Source organism: Acidaminococcus sp. AM33-14BH (assembly GCF_003603525.1).
Lineage (GTDB): Bacteria > Bacillota > Negativicutes > Acidaminococcales > Acidaminococcaceae > Acidaminococcus > Acidaminococcus intestini.
The window spans coordinates 1-16,932 of record NZ_QTNG01000018.1; the positions used below are offsets into that span (position 1 = coordinate 1).

The 16,932-nt window shown below is 51.0% G+C and carries 13 protein-coding genes and 1 riboswitch; of the genes, 6 read left to right on the top strand and 7 right to left on the bottom strand.

Annotation, left to right across the window (positions count from 1 at the left end; all coding sequences use genetic code 11):
* Positions 1-111: 111 nt before the first annotated feature.
* From DW817_RS10120 to DW817_RS10130, 3 genes are all read right to left on the bottom strand, one after another.
* Positions 112-774, bottom strand: coding sequence for a methionine ABC transporter permease (locus DW817_RS10120; protein ID WP_009014783.1), 663 nt, complete (start codon positions 772-774; stop codon positions 112-114).
* Entirely contained in the window at positions 764-1,801 is a 1,038-nt protein-coding gene (locus DW817_RS10125) for a methionine ABC transporter ATP-binding protein (protein WP_026385749.1), read from the bottom strand. The genes DW817_RS10120 and DW817_RS10125 overlap by 11 nt, the downstream gene beginning before the upstream one ends.
* Positions 1,802-1,872: 71 nt before the next feature.
* Positions 1,873-1,973, bottom strand: a riboswitch (SAM riboswitch).
* A gap of 91 nt (positions 1,974-2,064) precedes the next feature.
* Positions 2,065-3,405: a hypothetical protein gene (locus DW817_RS10130; RefSeq protein ID WP_120112383.1), complete on the bottom strand. Its 1,341-nt coding sequence runs from the start codon at positions 3,403-3,405 to the stop codon at positions 2,065-2,067.
* Between the two features lie 211 nt (positions 3,406-3,616).
* Here DW817_RS10130 and DW817_RS10135 point away from each other — a divergent pair, with 211 nt between their 5' ends.
* The 4 genes from DW817_RS10135 to DW817_RS10150 are packed head-to-tail and all read left to right on the top strand — an operon-like array spanning position 3,617 to position 7,846.
* Positions 3,617-5,512, top strand: coding sequence for an alkaline phosphatase (locus DW817_RS10135; RefSeq protein ID WP_021736986.1), 1,896 nt, complete (start codon positions 3,617-3,619; stop codon positions 5,510-5,512).
* Positions 5,509-5,952, top strand: coding sequence for a hypothetical protein (locus DW817_RS10140; protein WP_035224447.1), 444 nt, complete (start codon positions 5,509-5,511; stop codon positions 5,950-5,952). The genes DW817_RS10135 and DW817_RS10140 overlap by 4 nt, the downstream gene beginning before the upstream one ends.
* A gap of 9 nt (positions 5,953-5,961) precedes the next feature.
* A complete protein-coding gene (locus tag DW817_RS10145; RefSeq protein WP_021736990.1) occupies positions 5,962-6,630 on the top strand; it encodes an ABC transporter ATP-binding protein in 669 nt (222 codons plus the stop codon).
* Positions 6,623-7,846, top strand: coding sequence for an FtsX-like permease family protein (locus DW817_RS10150; RefSeq protein WP_021736992.1), 1,224 nt, complete (start codon positions 6,623-6,625; stop codon positions 7,844-7,846). Before DW817_RS10145 ends, DW817_RS10150 begins: the two co-directional genes overlap by 8 nt.
* 64 nt (positions 7,847-7,910) lie before the next feature.
* Here DW817_RS10150 and DW817_RS10155 read toward each other — a convergent pair whose 3' ends face one another.
* Positions 7,911-9,374 carry a C69 family dipeptidase gene (locus DW817_RS10155; RefSeq protein WP_009014790.1) on the bottom strand — a complete coding sequence of 488 codons (1,464 nt, stop codon included), beginning with the start codon at positions 9,372-9,374 and terminating at the stop codon, positions 7,911-7,913.
* A 382-nt stretch (positions 9,375-9,756) separates the two neighbouring features.
* Between DW817_RS10155 and DW817_RS10160 the strand changes: the two genes are divergently transcribed.
* Both DW817_RS10160 and gltS read left to right on the top strand, forming a co-directional pair.
* A complete protein-coding gene (locus tag DW817_RS10160) occupies positions 9,757-11,010 on the top strand; it encodes a dicarboxylate/amino acid:cation symporter (RefSeq protein ID WP_369794654.1) in 1,254 nt (417 codons plus the stop codon).
* Positions 11,011-11,364: 354 nt separating this feature from the next.
* Complete coding sequence (gene gltS, locus DW817_RS10170; protein ID WP_009014792.1) at positions 11,365-12,606, top strand: sodium/glutamate symporter; 1,242 nt, start codon at positions 11,365-11,367, stop codon at positions 12,604-12,606.
* A gap of 105 nt (positions 12,607-12,711) precedes the next feature.
* Here gltS and lysS read toward each other — a convergent pair whose 3' ends face one another.
* The 3 genes from lysS to DW817_RS10185 form a co-directional block, all read right to left on the bottom strand.
* Positions 12,712-14,685: a lysine--tRNA ligase gene (gene lysS, locus DW817_RS10175; protein WP_021736994.1), complete on the bottom strand. Its 1,974-nt coding sequence runs from the start codon at positions 14,683-14,685 to the stop codon at positions 12,712-12,714.
* 5 nt (positions 14,686-14,690) lie between these two features.
* Positions 14,691-15,212, bottom strand: a complete 522-nt coding sequence (gene greA / locus DW817_RS10180; protein WP_009014794.1) for a transcription elongation factor GreA — start codon at positions 15,210-15,212, stop codon at positions 14,691-14,693.
* A gap of 674 nt (positions 15,213-15,886) precedes the next feature.
* Positions 15,887-16,750 carry a pyridoxamine kinase gene (locus DW817_RS10185; protein WP_035224472.1) on the bottom strand — a complete coding sequence of 288 codons (864 nt, stop codon included), beginning with the start codon at positions 16,748-16,750 and terminating at the stop codon, positions 15,887-15,889.
* Between the last annotated feature and the right edge of the window lie 182 nt (positions 16,751-16,932).

Genomic DNA, 16,932 nt, shown 5'->3' on the forward strand with positions numbered 1-16,932 from the left:
CTCTCCAGGAGTGCATAGACACTTTAGCACCCCAAAATTTGACAAAGAACCGAAAAAAAGCTGCAAAGCCATGTTTTCCATGACTTCACAGCCAGATTGTTGCAGCGTACATTACTGCATCTTTGTTTTGTTCAGTTTGGCGCTGATATAGTTCCCGACGGACTGGACGAGCTGAACCAGGGCAATGAGGATGACGACCGTTGCCGCCATGGTATCTGCCTGGAAACGCTGATATCCGTAACGGATAGCAAGGTCACCTAGTCCACCGCCGCCCAAGGCACCGGCCATGGCAGAACTGCCGATGAGACTGATGATGGCAAGGGTCACGCCAAGGACGATGGCATGCATGGATTCTGGAAGGAGCACCTTCCAAATGATCTGGATGGGACTGGCTCCCATGGATTCGGCGGCCTCAATGACACCTGGATCGACTTCAAGGAGGGACGATTCAATGATGCGCGCAATAAAAGGCGTTGCCGAAATGGTGAGCGGCACAATGGCAGCCGTCGTCCCGATGGAAGATCCCACAATGATCCGCGTAAGGGGAATGATGGCCACCATGAGGATGATAAAGGGCGTCGAACGGGTGGCATTCACAACAGCCCCTAAGACGCGGTTGATGCCCTTGTTTTCCAGGATATGACCTTCCCGTGTGACGGTAAGGATGACGCCCAAAGGCATCCCGCAAAGGGTAGCAAGGGCCGCCGAAAGAAAGACCATATAACAAGTCTCTCCCAAAGATTTGATCAGCATCTGAATCATACTACTTGACATATCCAATCACCTCAATCTGCAACTTTTGCCCCTCAAGGTATGACAGGGCTTCCTTCAAATGGGCCTCATCTCCGTCCATGCCAATCAGGAGCGTTCCATAAGGCGTATCCTGGAGCGTTTCCACGTTGCCGGAAAGGATATTGACATCGATATCGTACTTTTTGATGAGGACCGTAATGACCGGTTCCCCGGCACTGTCACCAAGGAAATGCAAGCGCACAAGGGCCTTGTCACCGCTGGTATACTCCTTATGGAGGTCGAGCTTCTTTACCAGTTCCGGGACAATATCCGTCCGGGTACTTGCAACAAATTCCTTGGTCGTCGGATTCTTCGGATTCGTGAAGACTTCATAGAGGGGACCCTCTTCAATGATACGGCCGCCTTCAATGACCGCTACATGATCACAGATTTCTTTGACGACGTTCATCTGGTGGGTGATCATGACAATCGTGATATGAAGCCGTTTATTGATGTCCCGCAAGAGTTCCAGAATAGATTCCGTCGTCTGGGGATCAAGGGCGCTTGTAGCTTCGTCACAAAGAAGCACCTTAGGATCGGAAGCAAGAGCGCGGGCAATACCGACGCGCTGTTTCTGGCCGCCCGACAGCTGGGAAGGATAATGGTCGCGGCGGTCCGTAAGACCGACGAGATCCAAGAGAGGTTCCACTTTCTTTCTAATTTCATCCCTGCTTTTCCCCTGGATTTCCAAAGGAAAGGCAATATTGTCATAGACCGTCCGGCTGCTTAAAAGGTTAAAATGCTGGAAGATCATGCCGATTTCCTGACGGGCCTTGCGCAGTTCCATTTTGGACAGTTTAGTCATGTCCCTGCCGTCAACGATCACTTCGCCACTCGTTGGCTGCTCCAGCATATTGATGCAGCGAACCAAGGTACTTTTACCGGCGCCGGATAATCCGATGATTCCATATATTTCTCCTTCCTCAATGGATAGGTTGATATCCTTTAAGGCTTCCAGGTCCCCGCCCTTTGCATGGTAAACCTTGCCGATATGTTTCAGTTCAATCACAGCGACTCCCTCCTTATGAATAAAAAATTCCTCTTCATCATTATGAAGAGGAATGGGTCGATTCATATTCGTCTTCATCTGCCAGGAAAATCCTGTTGGACTTAGCACCGTTCACTTTCGTGTGGTTGCCGTAACATCATGGGGCCATTCCCTCCGTTACTCTTGATGAATAATTCCTTAAAATCATACCGGATTCATATTGTTTTGTCAAGGGGAGTTTTATCTCTGTGCACAGATTCCCCGTCCCTAAGACACAAAGCACCTTACTTTCCCTTTGCCTGCGCAAAGAGCCACTCCTTAATGGCATCAAAGGAATAGGCAAAGCTCCACGTATACATATGGTTCCCGCCCTTAAATACTGTATAGTAGATATGGGTGTTAGGCCGTAACAATTGCTCCATTTTGTCATTGAGGGTCCCTACAGGAAGTGTGCTGTCCCAAAGCGTCTCATTCCGCGCCACCTTTACGCCTGCTTTTTCCCAGAGTGCGGTCGTTTCATTCATTGTGGGGTAGGCTTTATTATCCCCTTCACAGACGGTGATCCAAAGGGGCTTATCCTTGAGGACCTGCATTTCCTTGGGATCCCATTGGCAGGCCACAAGATACTGGGCCGCAAAAAAATCGGGGTAGCGGTCACTGATGGCAATATTGGCCATACCGCCCTGGGACTGTCCTGTTCCATAGATCCTGTTTGGATCGACAGGGTAGGTCTTGACTGCATAATCAAGGAAATGCTTGAGCAAGGTGAGACCCTTTGTCCAATGATGATCATCGGCGGTCAGCATACCCAGTTTCGTCACAAGCTCAGACGTATACTGCGGGGCAACAACAATCGAGGGGTGCTTTGCCTGAAAAGCAGGATCGGTCCAGACCGTGGCCCCGTTACCTTGATAAAGCGGCGTCGTAAGATCATCATTATTGCCGCTCATATCAACGCCAAAGTAGACCAGGGGCAGTTTCTCTCCCTGCTTGATTTCCTTGGGCAGATATAGATTATACGGCAAGGAAATGCCCGTTTCTGGGTCTGTAAAGACTTTCTGCGTAAAGCGGGAAAGATCGGGTTCAAGCGTTCGAGTCGACGCTATGAATCGGGTGGAGCCAGGGCTTTTATCCCCTCCCGCGCCAGTTACTTCCCCCACTTGTTTGACTGCAATGCCAAGATCCGGGGCTTTGCGATCAGAATGACCATCAAGCTTGGGTTCCTGCCTCATTTTTTCCTTTGTTTCCTTTTGGGGCGGTGCGGGCAGTGTTTCAGGCACCGTATTTTCTGTCTTTACCTTCAAGATGACATAGCGGCCTTCCTCAGCTGCCTTAAGGGCGGGCAAAGAGCGAGTTACCTGGACGCTTTCAAGGGTACCCTTTGAAAGGACATAATCTTTGGGAGAAACGGAACTTGCCAGAAGGGGCTCACTGTAAGTCAAAATGACTTCCGAAATTTTTTCCCCATCGCCAAAGACGCGGGCCACACCGGTCACCTCGTTGACGGTGGGCGCCGCTTCTCCGCTTCCCATAAGGCCCACCAGGATCAGGCACAATAACCCTTGCCCCAGCCTGCGGCCGATTACGGCTTCTTTTATGCCGCCTTTTTTTATCCGTATAAACATGAAAAGACCTCCTCAGCATGAAATCGATTCCATTCTAGCAAATAGAAAATGAAAATAAGATGAAAGAAAAAAGAATAGCTGCCGTTGTTTGGCCGCGGCAATTTACGGTAATTTTACCAAGCTTTTGCAGAAACCTCCAGTTTCCTATGCTACACTCCTTCCATATAAAGAATCTTTTTCTTTGAAGCAAAATCATAGAGGAGGTTTGTTTATGAACACAAAACGTAAGCTTCGCCTATTTATCCAACTGTCGATGTTAGGGGCCCTTTCCATGGGCATCACCTCGACCCATGATGCCGTGGCTTTTGCGGCAGCATCCTCCATCTCGCAGGTGGCTGAATTCCATAACCGGATGCAGGAGACGGCAGATAACGGTGCCATTACCATCCTGCCAATCAACCGTGCCAAATTCTGGGCCGGTCAGCGGTTTGACTTTGAGGTGGAATTTCCCAAAAACAGCACAAACTTCAACGTCGGCATCAACGGAGAAGGGGCAGAAAAAGTCTTTGGGAAAAAGGCCATCATCACAGACTACGGCACCCACATTTCCTACCGCATCAACAATGTCACCTTTGACAAAATCGGTGAAAAAAGGGTAACGGCTTCCGCCAGCGGCCTTTCTGGAAGGCTCCAGGCAAAAGCCGCCTATACGGTGGTCCAGGAAAAAGCAAGGCGGCGCGCCAAGAATGTCATCCTCTTCATTGGTGACGGCATGAGCATGCAGGCAAAGGAACTGGGCCGCATCCTTTCAAAAGGCCTTTCAAACGGAAAATTCAATGACGTCCTTTCCATGGAAAAGATGCCAAGCCTTGCCCTTGTCACAACAAGCGGCTATGACTCTATTGTAACGGACTCGGCAAACTCCATGTCCGCCTATATGACGGGCAATAAATCCGTCGTCAATGCCATGGGTGTCTACGAAAATAGGACCAAAGATCCCCTCGATGACCCAAAGGTGGAAACGGCAGCGGAAATCCTCTCCCGCAGTAAGAAGATGAGCTACGGCATGGTTACGACCGCGGCTGTTACGGATGCTACACCAGCGGCCGTCACGGCCCATACGCGTCGACGTGGGGAACAAAACTACATTGCTGCCGATTTCCTCAGTCGCAGGAATCCGCCAAAAGTGGTCATGGGCGGTGGGGCACAGTTCTTCCTTCCGCTGCAGACGCCCGGTTCCAAACGCAAGGATGACCGTAACCTGATCCAGGAATTCAAGGATAAAGGTTATCAATTTGCCGGCACCAAGACGGAATTAAATGCTCTCAACGGCGATCAGCCCATTCTGGGGCTTTTCACCATGAACCACATGAACGTTTACATGGACCGTGAATTCCTGCCCAAAAACAGCAAGGTCCTGAAAGGGTTTACTGACCAGCCTGGCCTCCTTGATATGACAAAAAAAGCCGTATCCGTACTTGAAAAAAATCCGAATGGCTTCTTTCTCATGAGTGAAGGCGGCAGCATTGATAAGCAGCTCCATACCATGGACTGGCAGCGTTCCACCTATGACACCATCGAATTTGATCAAACCATCGAATGGGCGCAGGACTACGCCAAAAAGCACAATGATGATACACTTATCATTGTCGTTGCGGACCATGCCCACGGCATCAGCATCAGCGGCACCTATAAGGAAGAAAATGGCAAGACCGGCCGCGAAGCGGTTCGCGTCTACGGCGATGCCAAGTGGCCGACCTTCGTTGATGAAAACCACGACGGGTATCCCGATAACCCTGATCCGGATGTCACCCTGGCCGTGCAGTACGCCAATGCCCCGGACCATTACGAAAATTATCGTTTCCAGCCTGAACCGACTGTTCCGGCAACGACCGATGCCAAAGGAAACGTCATTGCCAACCCGAAACGCGCACCCAAAGAAGCCCGTCTTGTCCAAGGCGACCTGCCGACGACAACCGGAGAAACGAGCGAATGCCATTCTGCCGACGATGTAGTGCTCATGGCCCAAGGCCCTGGTTCTGAATACTTCCACGGCGTCATGGACAACACGGAAGTCTTCTTTGGGATCCTTCGCGCCCTCGGTGTCGACGCCCATAAAGGCACGCCGGAAGTTTCCTTTACATCAGAAAGCGGTGACAGCAAGTGAGATTGGAAAAGGTCTTCAGAAGGTTTCTTGCTTCCCTCTTCCTATCCATCACAATGAGTATCGCCTTGGAGGCCAATGCGGCCTCCTTGGATTTTTCTGATATGTACAGCGGAGCAAGTTCGGAAGGGCTCGTCTTTTCGGATACCCTGAATTCCCTGAATGGTTCGGAAGTGACCATGACGGGGTTCATGGCGCCGCCCTTAAAACCCTCCATCAATTTCTTTGTCCTTACGGAAACGCCCATGGCTGTTTGTCCCTTCTGTTCCACCGATGCAGACTGGCCCTATAACATGGTTGTCGTCTACGTCAACGGCAGTGTGGACGCCCTACCTTACGACCAGGAAGTGACCGTAACGGGGACCCTGGATCTTGGCAGCTATATGGATGGGGATACGGGCTTTGTGAGCCAGGTTCGCCTTCTTGAAGCCACCGTGGAATAGGAGGTCCATATGCTCAAAGTTACCCATTTGGTCCATCGCTATCCTGACGGGAGAAGATTCCTGACAGCCCTTTCCGTGCCCCATCTAGAAGCCTATGACGGCGAAGCGTGGTGCATCACAGGACCAAGCGGCAGTGGAAAATCGACCTTTCTCCATTGCCTTTCAGGTCTCCTGCGCCCTACAGAAGGGGATATTTCTTATAAGGGCCGTTCCCTTACCCTTGATATGTCGGACGCAGACCTTGATGTATTTCGGGGCCGCACCATTGGCTGCCTCTATCAAAGGTTTAACCTCCTGCCCTTTCTTTCAGCCCGGGATAACATCCTCCTTGGCGCCCATTTTGGCGGTGTGCCGAAAAAGGAGGCCGAAGCTAGACTGTCAGCTCTTGCAGAAAAGATGGGCCTCATGCACCTTCTTTCCCATTACCCCAATGAACTGAGCCAGGGGGAAGAACAGCGAACCGCCCTTGCCCGGGCTCTCATCAAGGAGCCGCCAATCCTCCTTGCCGATGAACCGACAGCCAACCTGGATGAGGATAATAGCCGCATCGTCATTCATCTGCTCCTTGACTATGTGAAAGCGCACAACGCCCTAGTTTTTGTAGCAAGCCATGACCCTATGGTGATTCGTTCCTTCAGCCACATCCTGCCCCTTCATAAAGGAGGCGCCCATGCTTAGAAAAGCTGCGTTGCGGCAGCTCATCCACCGGCCCATGACAACCCTTCTCATGATACTCATCATGGGCCTTTCCCTTGGCATCAGCCTCTTTTTATCGGCCCTCCACGAAGGGATCCATGAAGGACTCACAAAGGCGACGGAACCGTTTAGCCTGCTTGTAAGCTCACCAGGAAGCCAGTATCAGCTCGTTCTGACGTCCGTCTTTTTACAGGACCGGCCCCTCCCCAACCTTCCCTATGAAGAAGTGGATGCTCTCTCAGGCCAGAAAAATCTCGTCAGGTTCGCCCTGCCCTTGGCCTTTGGTGATTCCTACGGAGGTTATCGCGTTGTCGGGACGACGGGCGGCATCTTTGCCATGACGACGGGGAAAAATAAGGACAAGTGGCTGATCCTTCAGCAAGGCCGTCCCTTTTCCGCGCCCTATGAAGCCGTCATTGGTGCGGACGTCGCGCGGCGCCTTCATCTAACCGTTGGATCCACCTTTTCTTCCCTCCACGGTCTCGTCCAAAAAGGCCGCGCCCACAAGGAGCATCCCTACACCGTCGTTGGCATCTTAACCGACGTCAAAGGGCCCTATAACCAGGCCATCCTGACTTCCATCGAGTCCATTTGGGACGCCCATGAGCACAAGAAGAATAAGAGGCTAGAGGCCAAGAAGGCGGATAATAAGACGCACAATGACCATAAGGAAGTAAGCGCCATCCTCGTCGAACCTGTAGGCTACAGCGAAGCCTACCAGCTTGCCGCAAAATATCAGCACCGCAAAGACGCCATGCTCGTCTTCCCGTCCCAGAGCATCGTCCAGCTCTTTAATCTCATGGGCTGCGGCGAAAGAATGTGGCAGAAAGTGGGACTTTTCCTCATAGTTCTTTCCACCCTTATCGTCGTTATGACAAGCTATCTTTCAAGCCTCTCGAGACTTCGGGAATATGCCATCATGCGTGCCCTCGGGGCTACGGGAAAAGACATTTCCCACATTTTCCTTTGGCAAAACGCCTTTCTCGTCCTTTGCGGCACCGCTGCAGGCACCCTTTTAGGAATCGGGGCCTATACTCTCTTAGCCCACGCCCTTGCGTCAACGACGGCCCTTTCGCTGCCACTTTTTTCCTTTTCACCGGTCATGGGAATCCTCCTTGCTGCCACGGTGGCAGCAACCCTTCTATTAAGTCTTATTCCTTTGAAAATCCTGAAAGAAAAACTGGCCTCCATGATGTGATCCTTAATAGAAAAACTCCTTCCAATCCATGCCGGAAGGAGTTTTTCTATTCTTACGATACGGCTTAGGCATCGCTGCGGGAGAAGCCATTTTTCATGGCCATGCTCGCTTCGTAAAGGACCTTGCCTAGGCAGGTATCGGTCTTTTCCTTTACCATAGCCGCCATGGCGGCATTGGCCTGTTCAAGGAAAGCCGTCACGCCGCCTTCGGCTTCTTTTTTATCCGTATCACAGATCATGGCGTGAGCCGCGGAGGCAACGGCCTTTTGGTAGCGCTCAATGGCACTTGCCGTGCGGGCATAGTGGGCATCGGCAAGGGCGCCGATGAGGCGATTAGCCCAGTAGAATTCTTCCGTCGACGGCACTGTCCCCGCATGGTTCAAATAGTCCGGTGTCTTCGTCACATTAGCATAAAACGGCACAAAGGCATTGAAGACATTGGAGCCTTCCGCAATCCACATAAGAGCCATACGGTCCTTTTTGGCGTAGGGCCGCAACTGGGTTAGGGCAACAAAGTTATTGCGATTGATGCCGATGGGACGATACTTGCCTTTCAGGGGATGGTCCACCTTGCTGTAACAGTCAAAAGGGGTTCCTTGGTAATGAGCACTGAGGACATACTTTACATCTTCGACAGTCACCTTCCGTTCCGGCATGAGGCACCAAGGCAGGTCATCATCTTCAGGACCGTAATCGGCATCAGGACCATCCCACAAGGCGGAATGGGGATTGAAAAAGCGCAGCATGAACCATGCCCGGGGCGTATTGTATGTGTGATCCGCATCATCATGACTGCCAAAAGCGGCCCGCGCGTCAAAGGCAAAATCCTTTTCAAGGGCATAGTCTTCTCCTTCATGGATGGTCAGGTCAAGGTGATTGTCCCGAATAAAGGAAATAAGGTCTGCGCTGCACATATGGTCTTCCTGAGCTCCAAAGGCATCGACAAAATCCAATAAATCGATTCCCTGCTGATTGGGCATGACCACATACCCATCATCAGGAACGCGTTTGGCAATCCAGTGATGACCGCCAATGCTTTCAAACCACCAAACTTCATTTTCATCCTGGAAACCGACACCGTTCATTTCATAGGTCCCATAGCGCATGATGAGGTCGCCCAGCCGTTTGACACCTTCCCGGGCACTGTGGATATAAGGCAGGACCAAGGTGAGCATGTCCTCTTCGCCAATGCCATCTTTTACAAGCGGATCGGCGCCAAGGACGCGGGGATTTGAGGTGATGGTCTCCGTTTCGCTCATGGCCACATTGAGCTCATTGATTCCCGCTTCTCCCCAAATACCTTCATCTGCTTGGGCATTTGGCATGGCTGTATAGCGCAGGGGCGTTTCGGTCAGCTCGATTTCAAAAGCAGACAGGACTGACCGATAGTGGCGGGGTTGGTCTTCAGGATTGACTGTAATAAATTTCTTCGGCGTAAAACTTCCCGCACCGGAATCCTCATTGCGGGCCATCATGGTCGAACCATCATAGGTTGCATTTTTTCCGACAAGCAGCGTTGTACAGGGCATACGGATCCTCCTTTATCTCTTGTCAAAACTTACCTAAAAGGAACGCAGAAGGCGTTCCATAAAATCCTATTCTCCACCCTCGCACAAAGGGCAGGGTATATTTTTATTGTAGGCGATAGGAGGCATCTTGGCAAGAAAGGCGCCGCATATAATTCCTACTAAGTTAATGTATTATCCTTTTCGCCATGCTGAAAAAACTTGAAATCTCTGATTTTTATTGCATTTTCTCAATTTCCTATGATATTATATGAATTATTCTCATTAGGTAGAACCTGATGAAGAAAGATCCATGGGGGGATCTTTTCCATTTTTCAAAAAAGAAAGGAAGTCCATTATGACCCAAGAAAACCAAACCCATGTCAAAGACACAGCCAAAAATGTCATGGCCCGCAACAATCCCCTTGCCCAAGGGCGTCAGCTCGCACTTTGGATAGGAGCCCTCATCATTGGTGCCGTTCTCGGCTGGATGAACGTTCCCTTCCTCAACCAACTCTTCAACTTCATCGCTACCGTCTTCACCCGCCTCTTTCAGTTCATTGCTGTACCGACCATTGCCTTGGCGGTCATTACGACCCTTTCCATGATGGGATCCAAGGAGGAAACGAAGAAAATCTTCAAGCACACCATCACCTATACCCTGCTCACGACTATCTGTGCCGCTGGGATCGGCCTGCTCCTGTATCTCTGGATCCAGCCGGGCAACCTGCCGACAGAGGCCATCGGTGCCGGCGTGACGAATGTCCCCCAGAACATTGGCAAGATGAGCTACTATGACCATATGCTCTCCGTCATCCCCAACAACATCCTGACCCCCTTCCTGACGGGGAACGTCCTTTCCATCCTGCTCATTGCCACCGCTGTTGGTCTTGCCTTTGCCTTTATGCCGGAAACGGAAAACACGAAAACCCTTCTGCGTGGCATCAATGGGGCCCAGGAAGTTCTCTTTGCCCTCATCCGTGCCCTACTGAAGGTTCTTCCCATCGGCATCCTCGCCTTTGCGGCCCAGCTGTCTTCCCAGCTTGAAGCCGGCGTCATCGTCGGTGCCCTAGGCCGTTATACGCTCGTCATCATGGCCGGGAACCTCATCCAGTTCTTCATCGTTCTGCCGCTCTTTCTCCTCATCCGCGGCCTCAACCCGGTCCGCGTCATGAAAGCCATGTCCCCGGCTCTTGCCGTTGCCCTCTTTACAAAGAGTTCCGCTGCAACGCTTCCTGTCACCATGGCTTCTGCGGAAGAAAACATGCGCATCAATCCCTCCATCAGCCGTTTCGTTCTCCCCATCTGCACAACCATCAACATGAATGGCTGTGCCGCCTTCATTCTTGTTACATCCATTTTCCTCATGCAAAATGGCGGCATGGAACTATCCTTTGGAACCATGATTGTCTGGCTCTTCATTTCTGTCTTTGCTGCCATCGGAAACGCCGGTGTACCCATGGGCTGCTACTTCCTTACCCTGTCGCTCATGAGCGGTGTCGGCGCCCCCATTGGCATCATGGGAATCATCCTCCCCATCTACACCATCATCGATATGATTGAAACCTGTGAAAACGTCTGGTCCGACTCCTGCGTCTGCAGTATGACCCAAAATGACCTGAAAGATGAAATTCCTTTCACGGTGGAAATAGAAGCCTAAGCACACGAAAAAGGTGCTTTTCCCCTTGATGGGATAAGGCCCCCAATGCTTTTAAGAAGCGTTGGGGGCCTATTTTGGGAGGCGAAAACAGTGCCGCAAGTCCACATAACGTCAAAAACCTTTTTTGACGCTCATTAAATTCCTTGTTATATTGGGCGCTTTCCTGACGGCATCTGCTGTATACTTTGAAACATCCGATTTTCTCCCATTCAGGCTTTGCTGAATCTTTGCCTTTCCTATCAATCTTTTTGATCGAACAAAGGGGAAAGCCAATCTTTTTGCATGCCCGTTCACCCTATTTTTCGCTAAAATGGAATCGTAGGGATATGACAACTTAGGAAGGAAGCGATTCATATGGTTTTGGACTTTTCATCAGGTTCTCTCCTCATCAAAGCCGATGCGGTCTGCACGACAGCCCTTGCGGCCATCATGCTCCTCATCGGGTACTGGATCAAGGACAAGAGCACGGCCCTCAGGCGCTACTGCATCCCGGCTCCTGTTGTCGGCGGTTTCCTCTTTATGTTCATCACCTTTATTGGCCATCAGACGGAAGCCTTTGCCTTCAAGTTTGATACCTACTATCAAAATCCCTTTATGCTGGCCTTCTTTACGACCGTAGGCCTCGGAGCAAGCCTCTCCCTCCTCAAAAAAGGCGGGACCTTGCTCATCATCTACTGGCTCACGGCAGGCGCCATTTCCATCTGCCAGAATGCCATCGGGATAGGAATCAGCATGGCTACGGGACTGGAAGCCCCTTATGCACTCCTGGCCTCAGCCATTTCCATGATTGGCGGCCACGGCGCGGCCGGTGCCTACGGAAAGACTTTTGTGTCCATGGGCTACCCAGCAGGTCTTGAAGTGGGGATGGCCGCGGCGACTTTTGGGCTCATCTCCGCCGTCCTTGTAGGCGGTCCCCTGGCCCGCGTTCTCATTGAGCGCCATCATCTGACACCGGATATGTCGGAAGATTTCAAGGATACAGGCGTTGAAAACGTCAACGCCGCCACAGGCGAGAAACTGGACGGTCTCACCATCATCAAGAACGTGACGGCAATCCTCGTCTGCATGGCCATTGGAACCGTCATTTCCGGGCGCATTGGGGCCCTTATCGGCATGAGCTTCCCCACCTATGTCGGAGCCATGTTCGTGGCAGTCATCCTGCGGAACGTCAATGAATCGGCTCATTTCTATCAGTTCAGCTTCTCCCTGGTGGATTCCATTGGCGACGTCATGCTGAACCTATATCTTGCCATTGCCCTCATGACCCTCCGTCTTTGGGAACTTTCGGGACTTTTAGGCGGCGTCATCCTCGTCGTTGCGGCCCAGGTCCTTTTCATGGTCCTTGTAAGCTATTTCATTGTCTTCCGGATCCTCGGGAGCAACTACGATGCGGCCGTCATGTGTGCCGGCCTATGCGGGCATGGCCTTGGTGCCACTCCATCAGCCATCGTCAATATGACGGCAGTCAAGGAAAAGTATGGCATGAGCCGCAAGGCCTTCATGATCGTGCCGATTGTGGGCGCCTTTCTCGTCGATATCATCTATCAGCCCCAGACGATTGCTTTCATCAAGTATTTCGTCCATGCCCTGAAATAGAGCATGGTTAAAGGCCCTTCTCCTTCGTAGGAAAGGGCCTTTTTGCGGCATAAAAAAGACCCCGCAGGGAAAGGAATCCTTTCCTTGCGAAGTCTCAGGATAACATTAGCAGAGCTTGGCCCCAGCCGGAATATGGGGATCAAGCATGAGAAGGTTCAGTTTGCGTTCTTCCCCTTCATTATATTCGGCGCTTAACAGCATCCCACAGGATTCGATGCCCATCATCTTGCGCGGCGGCAAGTTGACAATGGCAACGAGGGTTTTGCCGACAAGGTCCTCCGCCTGATAGTACGCCTTGATGCCTGACAGGATGGTCCGGTCCGTACCCGTTCCGTCATCGAGTGTGAACTGGAGAAGTTTCTTGCTCTTAGGCACTTCAAAACAGTCCTTGACTTTCACTACCCGGAAGTCGCAGCCAGCAAACTGATCAAAATCAACGAAATCCTTGAAGAGCGGTTCAATGGTCACATTGGAAAAATCAATCTTTTCCAGCGCCACGGTCTGCGGAGCATCCACCGTTTCAGCGGGCGCGGCTGGAGCAGCTGCCACAGATTCGTCTTTCTTTTCGAGTCCCAGGGGCTTCATGGTCGGGAAGAGCAGGACATCGCGGATGGAAGCCGAATCGGTAAGCAGCATGACAAGACGGTCAATTCCAATACCCAGACCGCCCGTCGGAGGCAGGCCGTGCATGAGGGCATTGATGAAGTCTTCATCCATCATACCGGCTTCATCATCGCCGTTATTGCGTTCTTCCACCTGTTTTTCAAAGCGTTCCTTCTGGTCGATTGGATCGTTGAGTTCCGTAAAACCATTGCAGATTTCAGAACCGTTGATGAAGCCTTCAAAACGATCCGTGACTTCTGGATCAGCAAGGCTGCTCTTAGCAAGCGGCGAGATTTCTTTAGGATGACCCATGATGAAGGTCGGCTGAATGAGGTTCTTTTCAACGAATTCATCAAAGAAGGCTTCCAGAATCTTGCCAGGGCCGAAGGTCGGCTGGATTTCGACGTTGGCATCAGCAGCCAGCTTGCGGGCCGTTTCAACATCGCGGACACCCGTAAAGTCATAACCGCTGAATTTCTTAACGGCTTCAACCATGGTCATACGAGGCCAAGGCGGAGTCAAGTCGATTTCCTTGCCCTGATAGGTGATTTTCATGGTGCCCAAGACGCGCTGCGCCGTTTCTGACACGAGTTTTTCCGTAATATCCATCATGGTTTGATAGTCACCATATGCTTCATAAAGCTCGATGGACGTAAATTCCGGGTTATGCTTGATATCCATCCCTTCATTGCGGAAAATGCGGCCAATTTCATAAACCCGTTCCAGACCCCCTACAATAAGGCGCTTCAGGTTCAATTCCGTCGCAATGCGCAGGTACAAATCGATATCAAGGGCATTATGGTGGGTCACAAAAGGACGGGCCGTAGCCCCGCCGGAAATAGTATTGAGGACCGGCGTTTCCACTTCAAGGTAGCCTTCATTATCGAGGATATTGCGGATACTTTTGATGATTTCCGTACGTTTGACAAATGTGTCGCGGACTTCGGGGTTTACAATGAGGTCCACATAGCGCTGACGATAACGGATTTCCTTGTCCTTGAGGCCGTGCCATTTTTCCGGCAGCGGTTTCAGGGCCTTAGAAAGGAATTCGAGCTTTTTCACGCGAATGGATGGTTCACCCATATGGGTTGTGAAGACTTCGCCTTCTACGCCGACGATATCCCCAATGTCCAGGAGTTTGACCACACTGTAATTATCTTCTCCCAACTCATCCTTGCGGACATATAGCTGAATCTTACCAGACTTATCGAGAAGGTCCATAAAAGCGGTCTTGCCGTGACCGCGGATAGCCGTCAACCGTCCGGCAACACGGACTTCAGCGCCCTTTTCTTCCAGTTCCTTGACCTTGTCATGGACTTCTTTATTATGATGGGTCACCTTATAGGCATGACCAAAAGGCAGGATACCCTTTTCTTCCAGCTTATGCATCTTGTCCATACGGACAGCGACTTGTTCGCTGACTTCTTCAGCAGCGCCCGTATCCACAGCGGGCTGGTTCTTCAATTCTTCCGACATTCATTTCACTCCTTGGCTGCAGCTTTTTTCTTCTTCCCTGCACTGGGTTTGGCAATGCTGACAATCTTATAGCTCAGCTCACCAGCCGGCGTCGGAACCTTGCATACGGAACCCACTTTTTGGCCCAAGATGGCCTTGCCTACAGGGGATTCGTTGGAAATGCGGGGAGGATCGGCCATGGGGTCAGCTTCCGTCGTACCCACAACCGTGTATTCCTCTTCTTCTTCCGTTTCCATATCTTTGATGGTGACCTGGGATCCCAAGGAAACCACCTTTTTATTGATTTCGGAATCCTTGATAACCTTTGCATTGCGGATCATCTTTTCCAAGGTGAGAATACGGCCTTCGACAAAGGCCTGTTCGTTCTTGGCGTCATCATATTCGGAGTTTTCGCTGATATCACCATAGGAAATAGCGACCTTCAGCCGTTCTGCCACTTGCTGTCTTTTTTCAGAACGAAGATAGTCCAATTCGTCTTCTAACTTTTTGAGACCTTCTTCAGTTAAAATTGTTTCCTGTTCAGCCATCGTTCACGACTCCTTTTCGGCTTTGATCCCACAAAACCGGCCCATTTGGCCGCCGTGGGGACAGTTTCGGTAAAACTACCGTATCTTGTAAATTATAGATTAGATCCGGGGAGATGTCAATAAATGAGGAGGGCTGTTCCACCTGTTTTTACTCGGTGCAGGGCTCGCACCAAGTCTCAGCACGTGGTCCCATCCTTGCTTTTTTAGATGGATGAAAGGGGGTCATAAAAGCATGACGCATCGCAGCATGGAACGTACCGCAATTTCATGCTGAAGCCCTCCCAAAAATGCTATTGTTCGTCTCATCCTGGAATGATTATAGCGGCATTCCCCGTTACACAAAAACAATGCCGCTATTTTTGCCATCCGCCTGATACGATGTCAGACGAAGATAAGGGGTAAAAGGGCGCTGCACTCCGACCCATCACCGAAAGGACCTACACGCTGCGCAGCTTCAGGCAGCTTTTGCTCTTCTGTCCAAACAAGGGGATGGATTGGCGCTAAGAGGCCAACGTGGCTTCAAAGTGCGTTTCTGTCAAAAAGAAAGCTAAAGGAAAAGGCTTGAAGCCAGAAGAAAAAACGTGACGCTCAGCCCCAAACCAATTAAGCCGTGGAGAACGCTCGCTCACTTCTCCACGGCTTTTTGCTTGAGGCTCCGATCTAGTTTTCTTCGCTTATCCTTTGCAGCTCGTGCAGTCCTTGGTCTGGGGTACAAGGAGTTTCCACAGACAGCCTTCCAGAAGGACGCCTTCATGGGGATTGGTTCCTTCATTCAAGGTCGTTTCAATGACAAAACTCAAAAAGTCCGCTGCATGCTGGACGGCAAGGTTCAGATCCTTCCCGCGCAGGATGTAGGCAAGAAGCGTGCTGGTAAAGATATCTCCTGTACCGCAGGTCCCAAAGGGGAGTTTTGGTACTTCATACTTTTCCGGGAAAAGCTGACTGTCCGTCTGACTGGCAATGGCAATATGGCCGCTGTCCGTAGGAACACTCGTAATGACGATTGCTTTGGGTCCCAGAGAAAGGAGCTTATCGCACAGGGTTTCGAGTTCCTTATCCGTCGGGGGCTTCGCCTGATAGGGTGTATCCGTAAGGAGACAGGCTTCGGTGTAATTGGGCGTAATGAGTGTTGCATGGGAAACAAGCTTTTTCATGGAAGCTGCCATGGTCTCATCAAAAACAGGATAGAGTTTTCCGTCGTCGGCCATGGCCGGATCGACAACAACGCTCTTCCCCCCACCACCAAAACGGCCGATGGCATCAATCACCACATCAACCTGGGCCGAACTTGCCAAAAAGCCGCTGTAAATGGCATCAAAGGAAAGGCCCAGTTCCTGCCACTTATCCATGGACGATGTCATTTCATCTGTAAGGTCCTTACTATGGAACTTGCCATAGGTCAGGTTATTGCTGTAAAGGGCAGTCGGGAAGGGACAGACCTGGCTTCCCAAGGCTGACAGGACCGGAATGGCAGCCGTCAGCGAACAGCGGCCAAAGCTGCAGAGATCATGAATAGCAAGGACGCGATTTATTTTCATGGTGAAAACCCCTTTCTTTTTCCGTGTTTTTCCTATTGTAAGCCTCTTCAGGGCCATTGAAAATGCACGGTTTTCCTCTTAAACCAGCAAAGACCGTGCCTGCTGCAGGATGGGGAAACCCCAATTTTGGGTTCTATAATTTATTTTGGGGCGCTAAAGTGACCGTCCAGATGCGTGTCCTC

Excerpts from the sequence above, each read along its gene's own strand:
- DW817_RS10120 (WP_009014783.1), bottom strand. The coding sequence starts at position 774 with ATGTCAAGTAGTATGATTCAGATGCTGATCAAATCTTTGGGAGAGACT.
- DW817_RS10130 (WP_120112383.1), bottom strand. The coding sequence starts at position 3,405 with ATGTTTATACGGATAAAAAAAGGCGGCATAAAAGAAGCCGTAATCGGC.
- DW817_RS10135 (WP_021736986.1), top strand. The coding sequence starts at position 3,617 with ATGAACACAAAACGTAAGCTTCGCCTATTTATCCAACTGTCGATGTTA.
- DW817_RS10145 (WP_021736990.1), top strand. The coding sequence starts at position 5,962 with ATGCTCAAAGTTACCCATTTGGTCCATCGCTATCCTGACGGGAGAAGA.
- DW817_RS10150 (WP_021736992.1), top strand. The coding sequence starts at position 6,623 with ATGCTTAGAAAAGCTGCGTTGCGGCAGCTCATCCACCGGCCCATGACA.
- DW817_RS10155 (WP_009014790.1), bottom strand. The coding sequence starts at position 9,374 with ATGCCCTGTACAACGCTGCTTGTCGGAAAAAATGCAACCTATGATGGT.
- DW817_RS10160 (WP_369794654.1), top strand. The coding sequence starts at position 9,757 with ATGGCCCGCAACAATCCCCTTGCCCAAGGGCGTCAGCTCGCACTTTGG.
- gltS (WP_009014792.1), top strand. The coding sequence starts at position 11,365 with ATGGTTTTGGACTTTTCATCAGGTTCTCTCCTCATCAAAGCCGATGCG.
- lysS (WP_021736994.1), bottom strand. The coding sequence starts at position 14,685 with ATGTCGGAAGAATTGAAGAACCAGCCCGCTGTGGATACGGGCGCTGCT.
- greA (WP_009014794.1), bottom strand. The coding sequence starts at position 15,212 with ATGGCTGAACAGGAAACAATTTTAACTGAAGAAGGTCTCAAAAAGTTA.
- DW817_RS10185 (WP_035224472.1), bottom strand. The coding sequence starts at position 16,750 with ATGAAAATAAATCGCGTCCTTGCTATTCATGATCTCTGCAGCTTTGGC.